Source organism: Streptomyces cirratus, assembly GCF_014650775.1.
Taxonomy (GTDB): Bacteria; Actinomycetota; Actinomycetes; order Streptomycetales; family Streptomycetaceae; genus Streptomyces; species Streptomyces cirratus.
Genome location: NZ_BMVP01000013.1, coordinates 113,719 through 128,794 on the forward strand (window position 1 = coordinate 113,719; position 15,076 = coordinate 128,794).

Consider the following 15,076-nt stretch of genomic DNA (forward strand, 5'->3'; position numbering starts at 1 on the left):
CCGGTGGGTGCAGGGCGGCGCGCACCCCCTGACGAGGGGTTGCCCTGCGGTCCAACTTACTACCGGCGTTCCTTCTTGGTCTGGAGTACGAGTTTTTACCATAGACCAATTTCCGCATGTTGCCCATGGGGAATTCGCGTGGGGCGGCGACGCCATGACGAGGCGTCACCTGACACACCGCCCGCATCGAGCCGAAGATGAGCTGTAAGCACATCATTGTCCTGCGGTCCACATTTGAACTACGATCTCGCTGCGGAGCTGCCGGGGGGCAGTGCCCTGACGCGCTCTGCGCGTCACCGCAGACAGGGGGATTCTCATGAGTGGACGCAACGGGGAAACAGCGATCGCGGTGGTGGGGATGGGGTGCAGGTTTCCCCAGGCCGGCAGCGTCGAGCAGTTCTGGGACAACCTGATCGCCAACAAGGACTGCATCACCCCCGTCCCGCCCGAGCGCTTCGACATCACGCCGTACGTCGCCGACCGGTCCGGCACCCCGGGCCGCACCGTCAGCCGTCACGGCGGCTTCCTGGACGACCCGTTCCTCTTCGACGCCGGCTTCTTCGGGATCTCGCCGGCGGAGGCCGCCAGCGTCGACCCGCAGCACCGCCTGCTGCTTCCGGTGGTCCGCGAAGCGCTCGAAGACGCCGGCATCCGGCCGTCCGCGCTCGCCGGCTCGGCCACCGGCGTGTACATAGGGCAGGCCACCGCGGACTACGGCCGCCACAGCACCGCCGACGGCAACAGCCTGCGCGAGGCGGCCGGCAGCTACTTCCGGGCCATGGCCTCGGGCCGTCTGTCCTACGACCTGGACCTGCGCGGGCCCAGCATGATGGTCGACACGGCCTGTTCGTCGTCCCTGGTCGCCGTGCACATGGCCCGCCAGAGCCTGCTGAGCGGCGAGACGGACCTGGCCATCGCGGGCGGCGCCAACATCATCCTCTCCCCGCTGGACGCGATCGCCTTCTCCCAGGCGGCCATGCTGTCGCCCGACGGGCGCTGCAAGTTCGGGGACACGAGCGCGGACGGGTTCGTCCGCAGCGAGGGCATCGGCGTCGTGGTCCTCAGCCGGCTCGAAGACGCCGAGCGGGCCGGCTACCCCGTACTGGCCCTGCTGCCGGGCAGCGCCGTGACCAATGACGGACGCAGCAGCGGATCACTGATCAAACCGGCGGTCGCGGGCCAGGACGACATGGTCCGAAGAGCGTGGCGGGACGCGGGGATCGAGCCGTCGGACCTCGACTACGTGGAGGCCCACGGCACGGGCACGCCCGTGGGCGACGCCGTGGAACTGCAGGTCCTCGCCGCGGCGGCGCGCGAACGGCGGCCGCGGCGGGGGCCGCTGAGGTGCGGTTCGGTGAAGTCCAACATCGGGCACGCCGAAGCCGCGGCCGGCATCGCCGGTCTCATCAAGGCCGTCCTCGTCGCCCGGCACGGCGTCATCCCCGCCTCCCTGCACCTGAGGGACCCCCAGCCCCTGCTCACTGACGAGGCGAACCGGCTCCGCCTGGTGACCGGGAACGAACCCCTGGAAACGGACGGCCGCGCCGCCACCGTCGGCGTCAGCTCCTTCGGCCTGTCCGGCACCAACGCACACGTCGTCGTCACCGAGGCGGAGCGCTCCCCGCTGCGGCCCGGACACGGCCCCACGGAACTCCCCGAGGGCAGACCCGCCCACCTGCTCGTGCTCAGCGCCCGCTCCGAGCCGGCCCTGCGACGGCTCGCCGCGGACTGGGCCGACCACCTCTCCCCCGGCGGGGCCGGCGCCGCGCTGCCGCTGTGGGACCTGTGCGCCACCGCGGCGCTGCACCGCGACGCCCACCCCTTCCGGCTGTGGGCGACCGGCGCCGACCACGCCGAACTGGCCGCCGCGCTCGAGGACGTGGCCGCCGGCCGGGCCACGGAGCGGGCCGGAACCGGTGACGCCGACTTCGGCTCGGACAAGCGCACCGTCTTCGTCTTCCCCGGACAGGGTTCCCAATGGCCGGGAATGGGCCTGTCCCTCATGGCCACCACACCCGCCTTCACCCGCGCGTTCCAGGAGTGCGACGAGGCCGTCCGCCATGAGACGGGCCGTTCGGTACGCGAGGTCCTCGCCTCGGCGTCCCGGGACTTCCCCGACGAGGTCGGCGCGGTACAGCCCGTGCTGTGGGCCATGGAAGTGGCCCTGGCCGCCGTCTGGCGCGACATGGGCGTCGACCCCGAGGTGTGCATCGGGCACAGCATGGGCGAGAGCGCGGCCGCCGCCGTCACCGGCGCGCTCACGCTCGCCGACGCCGCGGCCGTCATCTGCCGCCGCAGCGCGCTGATGCAGAGCACCGCGGGGCAGGGCGCGATGCTGTCCGTGGACCTCTCGCCGGAGCAGGCCGCGGACGTCGCGGCGCAGGAGGGCGGCGTCTGCGTCGCCGCCGAGAACTCCCCCACCTCGACCGTGCTCGCCGGAGACGCCGCCGCGCTGGGGCGCATCGGGCGGCGGCTGGAGCGGGAGGGGGTCTTCCACCGTGCGGTGCGGGTGAACGTCGCCTCCCACTCCCCCGTCATGGACCAGCTGCGCGACGACCTGCTCGTGCGACTGGCCGGCATCGCACCTCGCGACGGCCGGGTGCCCCTGCACTCCACCGTCCACGACTGCCTGCTGACGGGAGCGGAGCTCGACGCCGCGTACTGGATGGACAACTTACGACGTCCGGTCCGCTTCCTCGACGGCATCCGCCGACTGGTGAAGGAGGCCGACAGCGTCTTCGTCGAGATGAGCCCGCACCCGCTGCTGCTCACCTCCATCGAGGACACCGCCCTGGAGTCCGGCGGGGCGTCGGCCGTCGTCGCCTCCACGACGCGGCGCACCGCCGACGAGGCGCTGGCGCTGACCCGGTCGCTCGGCGCGTTCTTCGCCGCGGGGGGCCGGGTCGACTGGGAGCGCTGGTTCAGGGGACCGGCCCGGCAGGTGAAGCTGCCCGCCTACCCGTGGGACGCGGAGGTGCTGCGCCGGGCGCTGCCCACCGGCTCCGCCCCGCCGACGGGAACCGTCTCCCGGATCAGCGTGGACCTGACCGGCGCCGTGGTCGCTCTGCGCGGGCTGGCCCCCGTACCGCCGACACTGCACCTGGCCGCGCTGCACGAGGCGGTCGCCGCCACCGCTCCCGCCGGGGCGGTCGTCCTGGAGGACATCAGGGTCGGGGACTTGATCGACGCCCCGGAGGGCGGCGCCCTGACTCTGGAGGTGGCGACGGAGTCCGGAGCCGGCGCGCTGCGTGCGCAGGTCCGTACGGTGGGCGACACCTCGCGGACCGGGCTGAGCGCACGGGTGCGTCTGGACGGGGTGCCGGGCGGGCAGCGCGTGGGGGTGGGTCGGGTCTCCGGCGTGGAAGGGCACCTCGCCGATGCCTTGGGCCGCTGCGCCACGCATGTGACCCCGGACCGGTTCTTCGCCGCCCTCGCCCGCCGTGGTTACGTCCCCGGCCCGGGACTGCGCACGGTGCGGCACCTGTGGCGCAGGGACGGTGAGGTGGTCGCCCAGCTGGGGCGGCCCGCGTCGTCTTCGCACGCGGCCTGGGAAGGGTGCCTGATGCTGCTGCTGGCCGCCGTCCCCGCGTCGCTGCCCGTCGACAGCACTTACGCCGTCGCCTCGTTCGAGCAGGTGCGCTTCCACCACCCGCTCGGTGACGAGGTCTGGGTGCACGCGCGGTTCGCGCCACGGCAGTCGGGCCGGGAGGCCCGGGCGGAGGTGGTGGTGAGGGATCCGGAGGGAACGGTTCTCGCCGAGTTCCGCGGCATCCGGCTGCACCGGCTCGAGGGCTCGTCCAGCCGCGCCAGAACACCGCTGGAGCGGGTGCAGCGGTCGGCGCAGCGGATCGGCGACACCGTGCGCATGCCGATGTCGGCGCTGACCCGGGTCGTGGACCGTCTTCCGGCCGGGTGCCAGCACGCCGTTCTGGTGCGGCAGCCGGCGCAGCCGGCCGCGGCCGTCGGGCCGTTGGCGGCGAAGACCGCCGCGCCGGCGCCCCGGCCGGCCGGCGTTCCGCGCGGGCCGGCCGGCGGCGGCGCGCCGGACGCCGGGGAGGCGTTCCTGAACGCGGCGGCCCATGTGCTGGGCATGCCCCGGGACCGCCTCGACCTGCGCCGCACCCTCCAGGCGTACGGCATCGATTCCGTGACCGCGGCGCAACTGCGGGGACGCGTACGGCGTGAGACCGGCCGCGACATCGCGCTGCTGCGGCTGCTCGGCCAGGACAGTCTGCGGAGTCTGGCGACCGAGGTCGCCGAGGCCGGTCCGGTGCGCGGCTGAAACGAGGAAACCAGCCGGTGGGAGCGGTGCGTGACAGGTGCCGCCGCTCGCGCCACCGGTTTCAATCACGGCATAAACATGCACTATTGTTCATTCATGGATCGTGGTACAAGTGGACGGAACCGCCCGTGCAGGGGTCCTGTCCAGGCCTCGGTCAACTGAACCCGTTTCCCCGTCACACCCCGGGCGGCGGCAGCCGGGACGGGCCACCCCGCACACCGCGCGCGACAGGAGTACACATGGGAGACACACCGGCCACCACCGTGACGCAACCGCAGGGCCGCCGCGAACGCAACAAACTGCGTGTCAAGAACCGCATCTACGAAGCCGCGCTGGTGCTCTTCACCCAGCAGGGATACGACCAGACCACGGTTGACGAGATCACCGAGCGGGCCGATGTGGCGCGCGGCACCTTCTTCAACCACTTCCAGCGCAAGGAAGACCTCATCGCCGAATGGGGTCAGGAGCGGCGGGAGTTGCTGCGCGAGGGCCTGGAGGCGGGGGGGCTCACCAACCCCGAGGACAAGGCCACCCGGCACGTCCTGTCCCGGTGCATGAGCATCCTCGCCGACATCAGCGTGCGCAACCCGGCCCAGACCAAGGCGATGCTGACGGCCTGGGTCCGTGCCGGGTTCCCGCTCCACGAGCACCCGTACGCGGCACACATGTTCAGCGAGTTCATCAGAGCGGGACGCGAGCGGGGCGACGTGCCCCAGGACGTCGACGTCGAGCTCGCCGGACACCTGCTGCGCGACATCTACCTCGGCACGCTCTACCAGTGGACGCGGGGCGCCGAGGAGGACTCGGACCTGGAGGCCGCCCTCCAGGCCGCCTGCACCGCGGTCCTCGACGGACTCGTGCCGCGCTGCGCCAGCGTACGGTGATCTTTCCCGCCCGTTGCGGGAGTGTGACCAGGGCCCCGGTCTCCTCGCGGAGACCGGGGAACTGGTCGTGCACGGGGTCTCAGCGGATGGACATGAAGACCGGGGTGGCGGTGAGGGCGCCGAGGAGGGTGCCGACCAGGACTTGGGCCGGGGTGTGGTCGCGGAGGGCGACGCGGGACCAGCCGACGAGGGCGACCAGGGGGTAGGCGGCGAGGGCCCAGGGGCCGTAGGCGAGGGCGAGCATCGCGATGGCGCCGGAGGAGACCGCGGTGTGGACGGAGACCTTCCAGAGCGTGGTGATCGCCAGGATGGCGACCAGAGTGACCAGCATCGCGGCGATGAGGGCGATCATCTCGCGGGGTGCGCCGAGGGTGGCCATCAAGGTGATGCAGACGGCGACGGAGGCCATGATGCCGGGGATGACCAGGAGTCGGTCCTGGCGGCGGCGGACGTGGCGGTCGCCCCAGTGGCCGCGGCGTTCGCCCCACTTGATGAAGAGGATCGGGATGACGCCGCAGAACAGGGCGGCGAGCAGGCCCCATCCGACGCCGGCGAAACGGTCGGCGTGCCAGCCCGTCAGGAGGGTGACGGCGATGATCCAGTTCTTGGGTTCGAGGCCGTCTGTGATCAGGCGGGCGGCGCGGGACTCGGCGGCCGGCTCCTGGGTCGGGGCGGGTGCGGTGTGGGTCATCGGGACTCCGGGGCGGGCGCGGTGAGGAAGGCCGTCGCGGCGGGTGAGTGGTATGCGGCGCTGATCAGCAGGAGCCGGTGGACTTCGGCGGGGAAGTCGACGTCCTCCAGTGCGGAGCCGTGGCCCCGGGCGGGATCGGCGACCGGGGCGGTGCCGCGCAGTTTCGCGGCGTGGGCGGCGCGCAGCCACAGTGCCTCGGCCATCGCCTCCCGTTCCTCGCCGTGCAGTCCGGCCTCCTCGGCGGCGCGGTCGGCGCGGTCCCGGACGGTGGCGGAGACGTAGGGCATCAGGCTGAGGCTGGCGTCGCGTATCTCGATGACCGTGCGGTGCAAGTGGACGCGGATGCCGTGGCGGTGGGGGGTGGGGAGGGTGATGTCGGGGACGGCTTCGGTCAGCGAGGTCCACAGGGGGCGCAGCCGCCGGCCGGCGCGCCAGTCGGCGGCGGTGCGGGCGAGGACGCCCGCTGCGGGAAGGGAGTTCCCGATGATGATCAGGCCGATGGCGAGGTATTCGACGAGGTCGGCGGTGTGCTGAATCGTTTCCTCGTCGGCGAGGGGCCCGTCACCGAGCTGCCGGGCCACCAGGGCGGCGATGCGGATGACGGCGTAGACGACGCCGACGGCGGTCCCGGTGCCGAGGAGCCGCAGGCCGTTGCGCAGGGAGCGGGCGCCGGCGTGGCGGGCGTAGGAGAGGAAGAGCCAGGTGGACAGGCCCATGGCCAGGCCCAGGTAGGCGGTGAAGGTCAGGAGGTAGGCGGTGGCCGCGGGGGTACCGGCGTAGGCCTCGTAGAAGTTCTCGACGCGGGTGGGCTGGTCGACGTGCGCGAACAGGACGCCCATGAGGAGCATGACGGCCAGCGCGAGGACCAGGTGCGGCAGGCGGGTGCGCTGGACGAGCTGGGGGCGGGCCATGGAGAAGACGAAGTCCAGGATGGCGCCGCAGGCGACGATGCCGACCGCGTGTTTGGCGGGCACGGAGATGTTGTTGATGTGGGTCGAGGTGTCGAGGAAGCTGCTGATGGGCGGCATGGCGAGGGTGGTGGCCAGGGCCAGTCCGGTGAAGGCCAGCCACAGTGAGCGCTGGCGCGGGACGCGGATCGCGGAGGGCAGGCGCCACAGCGCCACCGCCCACAGCATGACCATGATGGTGATCTTGAGGATGCTCATCGGTTCCGGTGGGTGCGGCGGGCGGGGTGGGCGAAGGCGTCGTGGAGGCGGTGGATGACGTCGGCGGCGCCGTCGGACGTGGAGCGGTCCTCGTCGCGGCTGATGCGTTCCAGGACGAGGGTGGCCAGGGTCTCGGCGTCCTTCTCCTGGTCGGAGTCGAACTTGGTGCGGCCGAGGAGGCTCAGGATGCGGCTGCCGGACAGTTCGAGTTCGTCGTCGCCGGGCCGGGGTGCGGCCGCGGTGGCCCTGAGCCGTTCGGCCTCGGTCCGCATGAGGCGGGCCACCACGGTGTGTTCGTCGAGTCCCTCGACGGCGGGGGCGGTCATGTCCAGGAGGCGTTCGAAGTGCGCCGCGGCGGCGGCGAGTTCATCGGCGGTGGCGTCCTGGGGGACGTCGAACTGCGGGGCGACGTGGCCGAGCAGCATGTGGGAGATCTCGTGCAGGATGATCTGAACGCGCAGCAAGTCGGAGGCGCTCTGGTCGTAGAAGACCAGGTCGGCGGTGTCGAGACCGATCCAGATGCCGCAGGGGAGGTCCGGCTGGGGCGGCCCTTCGAGGGGCAGGAGGAGCAGGGGGCGTCCGCGCTGTGAGGCGATGCGGGCGCAGAAGGCCGACAGGTCGAAGGGCTGCGGTATGTGCAGTCGGTCCGCTATCGCGACACAGGGATCGGCCGGTCGCCTGCGCCATCTCATATCGCGTTCCATTCCGGCCCGGGTGTTTTCGTCGTGCGGGCTGACTTCGTGCGGTGTGCGCCACGGGAGTGGCATCCGGTCACAGCGGTCGTATGCATGGTCGAACTCCGCGTTGCCCACGGTACGGCCGCCGGCTACGGGCGGGAGGGCTGGTCGGGGACCGCGGCGGGGCCTGTGGCGGGGGCCGCCGCGGGGGTCCGGTCGACGCGGGGCAGGCCCTCGGCCTGGCGGGCGCCGTCGACGATGGACGTGATGCCGCGCAGGGCGGCGGCCGACAGCCCTTTCAGACGGAACGCGACGGCCTTGACCTGCTTGTCCTCCAGGGCGTCGGCCAGTTCGCGGCCGGCTTCGGCCCGGTCGGCGCCTTCGCGGAGTTCCCTGATGCGGGCGTCGGTGCGGGCGGCGACCTCGTCGTCGAGGAAGTACTTGGCTCCCACGCCGAAGAACTTGCCGAGGGCGCGCAGGGTGTCGACGCTCGGGTTGGTGACCTTGCCCTTGTGGAGGCTGTGGATGGTGCCGTGGGAGACGGTCGGGTCGTCGGGGCCGGCCTGCTCGCGGATGGAGTCGGCGATCTCCTGGTAGGTGTAGGGGCCGCGGTCCCTGGGATGCAGGGTGCGGATCAGGTGATCGAGCCGGTGGGCGATGGGACCCTGGCCCTGCTCGCCCGCGCTGTTGTACTCACCCATCGCGGCACTCCTCGGTCGTCACCGGTTCAGCGGTCACTGTTGCGGTGTCGTGTGTCATCTCTACTCGACTGGATGTCGGCTGGGGCCGGCCCGCCCGCCAACAATCTAACCGACTTGACAGGGGCGGTCGGCCGACGCGTATGTTTCAAGGCGGCCGCCATCTAGTCAACTGGAGACGGGCCGTCGCGAACGGTCATCTACTTGACTGGAGAACGCGCCGTCGGGCGGGCGGTCGCAATGGGGCACGGGGGTGTCCGTTGCGACCGCTGCCGTGGCCGGACCTATGGCCGGTCCCGCCGCGGTCGTTGCATGCGGGGGTGGGGTGCTCCAGTTGGGCGGCGCGGGGCGAGGTGGCGGGTGAGCGCCGCTGATGCCAGGAGGGCGACGAGGGCGCAGACCGCGGGCCAGCCGACGGCGGTGTAGGCGCGGACGCCGAGCCAGGAGCCGGCGGTGCCGCCCAGGTAGGCGCAGGTCATGTAGGCGGTGTTGAGCCTGCTGCGGGCGTCGGCGCGCAGGGCGTACACCCGTGAGACGTTGGCCAGCGTGCCGGACTGCATGGCGACGTCCAGCAGCAGGGTGCCAGCGGTGAGGGCGGTCAGGCCGGCCGCGCCGCCGAGGGACCCCGCCGCGAGGACCCCGGCCGCGGTGAGGACCCCGAGCAGGGAGACCAGGTTGACGCGGCCCGGCCCGTGACGGTCCACCAGGCGCCCCGCGTACGGCGTGCACAGCATGGTGCCCGCCCCGACCAGGGCGAGCAGGCCGACGGCCTCGGCCCCGTAGCCGTAGACCGGGCCGGTCAGCAGCAGCGCCAGGCAGGTCCAGACGGCGGAGAACCCGCCGAAGACGGTGGCCTGGTAGAAGCAGGACCGGCGCAGTTCCGGCTCGGCCCGCAGCAGGCGCGGCGGTTCGGCCAGGAGCGCGACGTAGGAACCCCGGGTGGCGGACGCGGCGGGGGTGGTGGACGGGACCGCGTACGCCATGACGGCCGCGAGCACCAGGGCCGCGGCGGCGGCCACCAGGTAGGGGGCCCGCCAGCCCAGCCACTCGCCGACGGTGCCGCTGAACGTACGGGCCAGCAGCATGCCGCCGGTCGAGCCGCTGAGCAGGGTGCCGAGTACCGCCCCCCGGTGGTCGGGCGCGACCAGGCCGGCCGCCAGCGGGCTGATGATCTGGGCGGCGACGGTGGTCAGCCCGACCAGGGCGCTCGCGGCGGCCAGTGGCGGCAGGGCGGGGGCGCAGCCCGCGGCCAGCAGGGCGAGCCCGCTGAGGGAGAGCAGGGCGACCAGGAGCGTGCCGTGGCGGATCCGGTCGCCGAGGGGCACGAGGAGCACCATCCCGGCGGTGTAGCCCAGTTGCGTGGTGGTGACGACCAGGGCGGCCCGGTCGGCCGGCACGTGCAGGGCGGTGGCGATCAGCGGGCCGATGGCCTGCGGGAAGTAGAGGTTGCCCACGGCCACGGCGCAGGTCACGGCCAGCAGGAGGACCAGTCGGCGGCTCAGGCCGGGGGCGCCGGCCGGGCCCGTGCGCGGAGCGAGGGCGGGGGAGGTCATGGGGGAAGTCCACGCCATGGCCGGCGGGCCGCCAATCGATGTAGCGTGTGACTTAATGATCAGCTTCGAGCTCGGGGTCGAGGACCTCGCCGACACCCGGTTCGCCGTGTCGCCGCTCAGCGAGACGGTGCTCAGTCTGCGGGTGCTGCACGATCCGGGCCTGTCCGCCGTGCACCTGCCGTGGCGGAGGTCCGTACTCGGTGCGCTCGGCGGCCTGGATACGGGGCTGTTGATGTCGCTGGTGGCGGTGCGGCTCACGCTGCCCGACTTCCTGACCCCGCGGCCGACGGTCTTCGACCCGTCCTTCGAGGACGAACTCGCCCTCGCGCGCCGGACGCCGCCCGCGCTGGTGCGTCGCGATCTGCTGGCCGCGCACGCGCCGGGCCGTCCTCCGCAGCCGCTGGGCGCCGCGGAGGACGGTGACGACGCGGCCGTGGCCGCCCTGCGCGACCGGATCTGCGCTCTCCTGCGGCGGTACTGGGAGATCGCCGTCGAGCCGTTGTGGCCGCAGATGCGGCTCGTGGTCGAGGCGGACATGACCTACCGCGCCCGGCGGCTCGCGATGGGCGGGGCGCGGCGGTTGTTCGCCGACATGCATCCGAGCCTGCGCTGGCACGAGGGTGTCCTGCACATCGACAAGATGATCGGCAGGCACCGGGTCAAGGCGTCCGGGCGGGGCCTGCTCCTCGTGCCCTCGGTCTTCGCGCACAAGCCGGCGCCTCCGGTCAGTGCGCTGGAGGCGCCGTCGCTGATCTACCCGAGCCGCGGGGTGGCGACGCTGTGGGGGCCGGTGGCGGACGCGGGCGGGGCCGGGGCGGCCCTCGTGCCGCTGCTCGGCGCCCCGAGGGCGCGGCTGCTGGGTCTGCTGGCGGAGCCGCTGGCCACGGTGGAGCTGGCCCGCCGGCTTCGGGTCACCCCGAGCGCCGTGTCCCAGCACCTGCGGGTGCTGCACGCGGCCGGCCTGGTCACCCGGGCGCGGCAGGGCCGGCAGGTGCTGTACCGGCGCAGCCCGCTCGGGGACGGGCTCGCGGCGGCGGGGTGAGCGGGGGTCAGGTGGTGGCGGGCGTACGGGTGAAGAGGCGGCCGGCGAGGTCGACGCCGGTGACCGAGCCGTCCGCGTCCCGGGTGAAGAAGCCGCGCTGCCCCTTCAGGCCGCCCTCGGTGACGATGTACTCGTCGCCGTCGCCGGGCAGGAACCCCATCTCGGCCGGAGCGTAGCCCGGGGGCATGTCGGCCTCCGAGGCCTCGCGGATCTCCGGCTTGATCTCCGCCGCGAGGGTGAGCCGGGCGCCGTCGACGGCGATGTCGAGGTTCATCGCGTCGATCTCGTACCGGCCCGCGACCTCCCGCGCCCGCGTCGCCTCGAAGGGGACCGGCTCCGGGTCCTCGTCGACCACGCCGAGGTAGTGCTCCAGCGCCCAGCGGACGACGGACTGGTTGAAGGGGTAGCCCTCGGGGCCGGCGTTGGCCAGGGAGACGACGGCGAAGTTCCGTTCGGGGACGAGGAGCAGGTCGGCGAACTGCCCGTTGCCCGATCCGCCGTGCCCGACCGTGCCCACGCCGTCCACCTCGCGCAGGAACCAGCAGATCCCGAAGGCGTCCCCGAGGGTGCTGGCGCGCAGCGCGACCGTCGGCTCCTTCATGCTGTGCAGCGCCTGGGCGGGCAGGACGCCGTCCCCCGCGCCGAGATGGAAGCGGGCCCAGCTCAGCAGGTCGCTCACCGAGGAGGCGATGCCGCCGCCGGGGTTGTTGGCGAGGGCGCCGCTCGGGTTGGCCCGCCACGGCCGCGCGGGGCGCAGGGCCCCGTCCTCGTCGCGGTTGTGCCCGACGGCGAACCGCCGGATCATGATCTCGTCGATGTCGAAGAAGGTGTTGGCCAGCCCGGCGGGTTCGAGGACCAGTGAGGCCACGGCCTTCTCGAAGGGCAGGCCGGTCACCTTCTCGATGATCCGCCCCGCCAGGTTGTAGCCGGCCTGGCTGTACGAGGGGCGCGCACCGGGCGGCCCGATCAGGGGCAGTTCGGACATCTTCGCCACGAACTCGGACAGCGAGCCGGTTCCCTCGTCCGTGTCGATGAGGTTCCAGTCCAGACCCGCGGTGTGGTTGAGCAGGTTGAGTACGGTGATGGCCGCCGCGCTCCGCTCGTCGGCGAGCCGGAGTTCGGGGACGTAGCGGCGCACGGGTGCGTCCAGCTCCACCTTGCCCTCGGCGACCAGGCGCATCAGCGCGGTCGAGGTGAAGGTCTTGGTCACCGATCCCAGGTGGAAGAGCGTCTTGTCGTCGACCGGAAGCGGGTTGCCGACGTGCGTCACGCCGTGTGAGGCGTGGAACTCCTGACCGTCGATCAGGACGCCCACCGCGACGCCGGGGACGTCGAACTCCCCGGCCTGCGCGGCGACGAACTCGGACAGCTTCTCCTGCGACATGTTTCCCCCGTGCTTCGAGCGCTCGACTTGAACTAAGTACAGGAGAAGCCTATGGCGGCCCCGAGCGTGGCGCAAGGGTGGGAATGAACTTAGTTCAAGTCGTCGGGAACAGGTGGACGAGGGGACTGCGGGTCGGGAGCGCTTGCTGCTTCCCGGGCGGCCATCACCTCCTCGCCGTACTCGAAGGCCCATGCGCCGACGGCATCGATGGGCGCCAGCAAGGTCCGGCCCAGAGCGGTGAGTCGGTACTCGACCTGGTGGCCCCCGGCGTCTGCCTGCCGGTCGACCAGTCCGTTGGACTGCAGCCGGCGCAGGGTCTCGGTGAGGACCTTGGAACTGATGCCCCCGATCCGCTCCCGAAGTTCGACCGGGCGCCTGGGGCCGTCGCGCAGTGCCCAGAGCACCACGGCGTTCCAGGTGTTGGAGAGCAGGTCGAAGGCGAGGCGGGCGCGGCAGTCGGCGAGGAGGGAATCGGTGGTCACGTACCACATGGTGCCCGAACGGCCGTCTAGCGTCGGCGTGGACGATCGAAGCAGGGACGGAGAGGGACCGCGCGATGAGAATCGGTGTACTGGGTACGGGCAACATGGCCGACGCGCTCGCCACCCACTGGGTGCGGGCCGGGCACGAGGTCACGATCGGTGGCCGGGACCCGCACAAGGCGGAGCGGCTCGCGACGCGCGTCGGAGGCGGCGCGAAGCCCGCCGGTCTGCGCGCGGCGGCCGAGTCCGGTCAGGTGGTGCTGGCCGCGCTGCCCTTCGGGGCGGGAGTGGACGTGGCACGGGACCTGCGCGCGGCCCTGGAGGGCAAGGTGCTGCTCGACTGCTCCAACCCGGTCGGGCCGGGCTTCGGGCTGCTCACGGAAGGAGGCCCCTCAGCCGCGCAGCGACTTGCCGCGGCGGCGCCGGGAGCCCACGTGGTCAAGGCTTTCAACCTCTGCCACGAGGACGTGTGGCGCATGCGGCCGCCGGTCTTCGACGGGCGACCGCTGGCCGTGCCGGTCTGCGGGGACGACGAGACGGCCCTGGTGCGGGTACGCGAGCTGGTGCGGGACGTGGGCTGCGAACCCGTGGCCGGCGGGGGTCTCGGACGTTCGGGACTCCTGGAGGCGACCGCCGCGCTGTTCATCTCCCTGTGGGTCGGCGAGGGAGCGGATGCGCAGGCGATCGCGCCTCCGCTGGCCTACGCGGCCGGACCGGATCACTAGTGCTGTGACCGGAAGACGGCACGGCGGTTTCCGTTCGCAGCCCGCGCACCCGCCGGCTCACCGGCGGCCGGCAGGGGGGATCCGGTCCTGGAGCCCGTCCAGCAGGGCTTGGAGGCCGAAGTCGAAGGTGTCGTGCGGAGCGGCGTCGTACGAGGCGCTCGGCGTCCCGAGGCGGGCGCGCAGGCGCGGGTAGTCCATCACGGACTCGGTGGCCTTGGCCATCGTCTCGTTGAACACCTCCTCGGGGTCGCCGCCGTCGCGGCTGATCCTGCGGGTGAGGGTGGCGGTGGCCGAGGCGCCGAGGACGCTGCCGAGGACGTAGGTGAAGACGCCGGCCGCCGCCTGGTCCGCGGCGGCGCCGGTGAAACCGGCCGCCTCGTACACGGCGAGGTTGTGGTCGTCGTGGCGGGCTTTTCCGGGGCCGTAGAAGAGGTACGAGCCGAAGGCCTGGACCAGCCAGAGGTGGCGGGTGAGCATGGCGTGCAGGCTGGTGGCCATCCGGGTGGCGGCGGTGCGCCAGTCGACGGCGTCGAGATCGGGCAGCTCGATCTCGCCCCACACCTGGTCGCCGACGAGCAGGACGAGGTCGTCCTTGTTCTTGACGTGCCAGTAGACGGCGGTGGCGACGGTACCGAGCCGCTTGCCGAGGCTGCGCATGTTCAGGCCTTCGAGGCCTTCCTCATCCAGCAGCTCGATCGCCGTGCGGACGATCTGTTCCTTGGTCAGTGACTCGCGCGCCATGCGTTCACCCTAGTGCTGCGGCCGGGAAGGTCTGCCGGGTCGCGGCGTCCGGTGCGGTGCGTCGCAAGGCGCGGGGGCTAGGGCGTGTTTCGAAAGTAGCGCCGGCCGCCCGAAGGGCGGGCCCCGCGGCGTCCGGTGCGTGCGATCGCAAGGCGGAGGGTCGCCCTCGTACCGGGCCGTACGCGGGCGATCCCGACAACGCGGCGAGCGTGCGTGCCGGGCGTCGCGGGGCAGGCGGGACTTTCGAAACGCGCCCTAAGCCAGGGCAACGGTGAAGAGGGCGAAGGCGGCGACGATGACGGCGACGCGGACGTAGTGGAAGCGGTCCCAGCGGTTGACCTGCTGCTTCCAGTCGGCGGGTATGCCGTCGCGCGACCAGGTGGCGACGCGGGAGTTGATCGGTACGAGCAGCAGGATCGACATCACCACGCTCACCACGAGCAGCGCGGCGCCGGAGACGATGAGGGAGGCGCCCGGGCCGCCCCACGAAACCGCCGCCCACACGGCGCCCAGGACGACCGAGCCGATGTACCAGACGGGCATGACGCGGCCGAGGACGCGTGCGCCGTCGCTGCGGGCGGCGAGGCCGCCGTCGTCGGGGAGCCGGTCGAGGATCGGGTTGACGAACACCGCCACCGCGAACTCCACGCCCACCATCAGTCCGACCACGACGACCGTGACGACGGCCAGTACGTCCTGCATGACCCCTCCCAGGGTGACAGCCCATCACTTCTAGCGATGCTAGCTTCCG

General features: G+C 72.5%; 13 protein-coding genes. 4 read left to right on the forward strand and 9 right to left on the reverse strand.

The window, feature by feature from the left end:
• Nucleotides 1–316: 316 nt before the first annotated feature.
• Together IE207_RS25975 and IE207_RS25980 are read left to right on the forward strand one after the other, a co-directional pair.
• Complete coding sequence (locus tag IE207_RS25975; protein WP_190186730.1) at nucleotides 317–4,282, forward strand: type I polyketide synthase; 3,966 nt, start codon at nucleotides 317–319, stop codon at nucleotides 4,280–4,282.
• Nucleotides 4,283–4,521: 239 nt separating this feature from the next.
• The gene (locus tag IE207_RS25980; RefSeq protein ID WP_190186731.1) at nucleotides 4,522–5,166 is read left to right on the forward strand and encodes a TetR/AcrR family transcriptional regulator; all 645 of its coding nucleotides are present in this window, start codon (nucleotides 4,522–4,524) and stop codon (nucleotides 5,164–5,166) included.
• A gap of 79 nt (nucleotides 5,167–5,245) precedes the next feature.
• Here IE207_RS25980 and IE207_RS25985 read toward each other — a convergent pair whose 3' ends face one another.
• The 5 genes from IE207_RS25985 to IE207_RS26005 all read right to left on the reverse strand — a co-directional run bounded on the left by IE207_RS25985 (nucleotide 5,246) and on the right by IE207_RS26005 (nucleotide 9,951).
• Entirely contained in the window at nucleotides 5,246–5,857 is a 612-nt protein-coding gene (locus IE207_RS25985) for a phosphatase PAP2 family protein (protein ID WP_190186732.1), read from the reverse strand.
• On the reverse strand, nucleotides 5,854–7,023 hold the full coding sequence (locus tag IE207_RS25990; RefSeq protein ID WP_190186733.1) for an MAB_1171c family putative transporter: 1,170 nt from the start codon (nucleotides 7,021–7,023) through the stop codon (nucleotides 5,854–5,856). The genes IE207_RS25985 and IE207_RS25990 overlap by 4 nt, the downstream gene beginning before the upstream one ends.
• The gene (locus IE207_RS25995; RefSeq protein WP_190186734.1) at nucleotides 7,020–7,715 is read right to left on the reverse strand and encodes a hypothetical protein; all 696 of its coding nucleotides are present in this window, start codon (nucleotides 7,713–7,715) and stop codon (nucleotides 7,020–7,022) included. The genes IE207_RS25990 and IE207_RS25995 overlap by 4 nt, the downstream gene beginning before the upstream one ends.
• A 134-nt stretch (nucleotides 7,716–7,849) precedes the next feature.
• Entirely contained in the window at nucleotides 7,850–8,401 is a 552-nt protein-coding gene (locus tag IE207_RS26000; RefSeq protein WP_190186735.1) for a helix-turn-helix domain-containing protein, read from the reverse strand.
• 281 nt (nucleotides 8,402–8,682) lie between these two features.
• A complete protein-coding gene (locus IE207_RS26005; protein WP_190186736.1) occupies nucleotides 8,683–9,951 on the reverse strand; it encodes an MFS transporter in 1,269 nt (422 codons plus the stop codon).
• Nucleotides 9,952–10,006: 55 nt separating this feature from the next.
• Here IE207_RS26005 and IE207_RS26010 point away from each other — a divergent pair, with 55 nt between their 5' ends.
• Nucleotides 10,007–10,993, forward strand: a complete 987-nt coding sequence (locus IE207_RS26010; protein ID WP_190186737.1) for an ArsR/SmtB family transcription factor — start codon at nucleotides 10,007–10,009, stop codon at nucleotides 10,991–10,993.
• Between the two features lie 7 nt (nucleotides 10,994–11,000).
• On the opposite strand, the gene IE207_RS26015 is transcribed toward IE207_RS26010, so the two are convergent.
• The gene (locus IE207_RS26015; protein WP_190186738.1) at nucleotides 11,001–12,377 is read right to left on the reverse strand and encodes a serine hydrolase domain-containing protein; all 1,377 of its coding nucleotides are present in this window, start codon (nucleotides 12,375–12,377) and stop codon (nucleotides 11,001–11,003) included.
• Nucleotides 12,378–12,466: 89 nt separating this feature from the next.
• The gene (locus IE207_RS26020; protein WP_190186739.1) at nucleotides 12,467–12,859 is read right to left on the reverse strand and encodes a winged helix-turn-helix transcriptional regulator; all 393 of its coding nucleotides are present in this window, start codon (nucleotides 12,857–12,859) and stop codon (nucleotides 12,467–12,469) included.
• Between the two features lie 74 nt (nucleotides 12,860–12,933).
• On the opposite strand from IE207_RS26020, the gene IE207_RS26025 reads away from it, so the two are divergent.
• Entirely contained in the window at nucleotides 12,934–13,584 is a 651-nt protein-coding gene (locus IE207_RS26025) for an NADPH-dependent F420 reductase (protein WP_190186740.1), read from the forward strand.
• 57 nt (nucleotides 13,585–13,641) lie between these two features.
• Here IE207_RS26025 and IE207_RS26030 read toward each other — a convergent pair whose 3' ends face one another.
• Both IE207_RS26030 and IE207_RS26035 read right to left on the reverse strand, forming a co-directional pair.
• The gene (locus IE207_RS26030; RefSeq protein WP_190186741.1) at nucleotides 13,642–14,325 is read right to left on the reverse strand and encodes a TetR/AcrR family transcriptional regulator; all 684 of its coding nucleotides are present in this window, start codon (nucleotides 14,323–14,325) and stop codon (nucleotides 13,642–13,644) included.
• A gap of 255 nt (nucleotides 14,326–14,580) precedes the next feature.
• Nucleotides 14,581–15,027 carry an anthrone oxygenase family protein gene (locus tag IE207_RS26035; RefSeq protein WP_190186742.1) on the reverse strand — a complete coding sequence of 149 codons (447 nt, stop codon included), beginning with the start codon at nucleotides 15,025–15,027 and terminating at the stop codon, nucleotides 14,581–14,583.
• Between the last annotated feature and the right edge of the window lie 49 nt (nucleotides 15,028–15,076).

Coding starts and splice junctions, on each gene's coding strand:
- IE207_RS26025 (WP_190186740.1), top strand. CDS start 12,934: ATGAGAATCGGTGTACTGGGTACGGGCAACATGGCCGACGCGCTCGCC.
- IE207_RS26010 (WP_190186737.1), top strand. CDS start 10,007: ATGATCAGCTTCGAGCTCGGGGTCGAGGACCTCGCCGACACCCGGTTC.
- IE207_RS25995 (WP_190186734.1), bottom strand. CDS start 7,715: ATGAGATGGCGCAGGCGACCGGCCGATCCCTGTGTCGCGATAGCGGAC.
- IE207_RS25990 (WP_190186733.1), bottom strand. CDS start 7,023: ATGAGCATCCTCAAGATCACCATCATGGTCATGCTGTGGGCGGTGGCG.
- IE207_RS26015 (WP_190186738.1), bottom strand. CDS start 12,377: ATGTCGCAGGAGAAGCTGTCCGAGTTCGTCGCCGCGCAGGCCGGGGAG.
- IE207_RS26035 (WP_190186742.1), bottom strand. CDS start 15,027: ATGCAGGACGTACTGGCCGTCGTCACGGTCGTCGTGGTCGGACTGATG.
- IE207_RS25975 (WP_190186730.1), top strand. CDS start 317: ATGAGTGGACGCAACGGGGAAACAGCGATCGCGGTGGTGGGGATGGGG.
- IE207_RS26000 (WP_190186735.1), bottom strand. CDS start 8,401: ATGGGTGAGTACAACAGCGCGGGCGAGCAGGGCCAGGGTCCCATCGCC.
- IE207_RS25980 (WP_190186731.1), top strand. CDS start 4,522: ATGGGAGACACACCGGCCACCACCGTGACGCAACCGCAGGGCCGCCGC.
- IE207_RS26005 (WP_190186736.1), bottom strand. CDS start 9,951: ATGACCTCCCCCGCCCTCGCTCCGCGCACGGGCCCGGCCGGCGCCCCC.
- IE207_RS25985 (WP_190186732.1), bottom strand. CDS start 5,857: ATGACCCACACCGCACCCGCCCCGACCCAGGAGCCGGCCGCCGAGTCC.
- IE207_RS26030 (WP_190186741.1), bottom strand. CDS start 14,325: ATGGCGCGCGAGTCACTGACCAAGGAACAGATCGTCCGCACGGCGATC.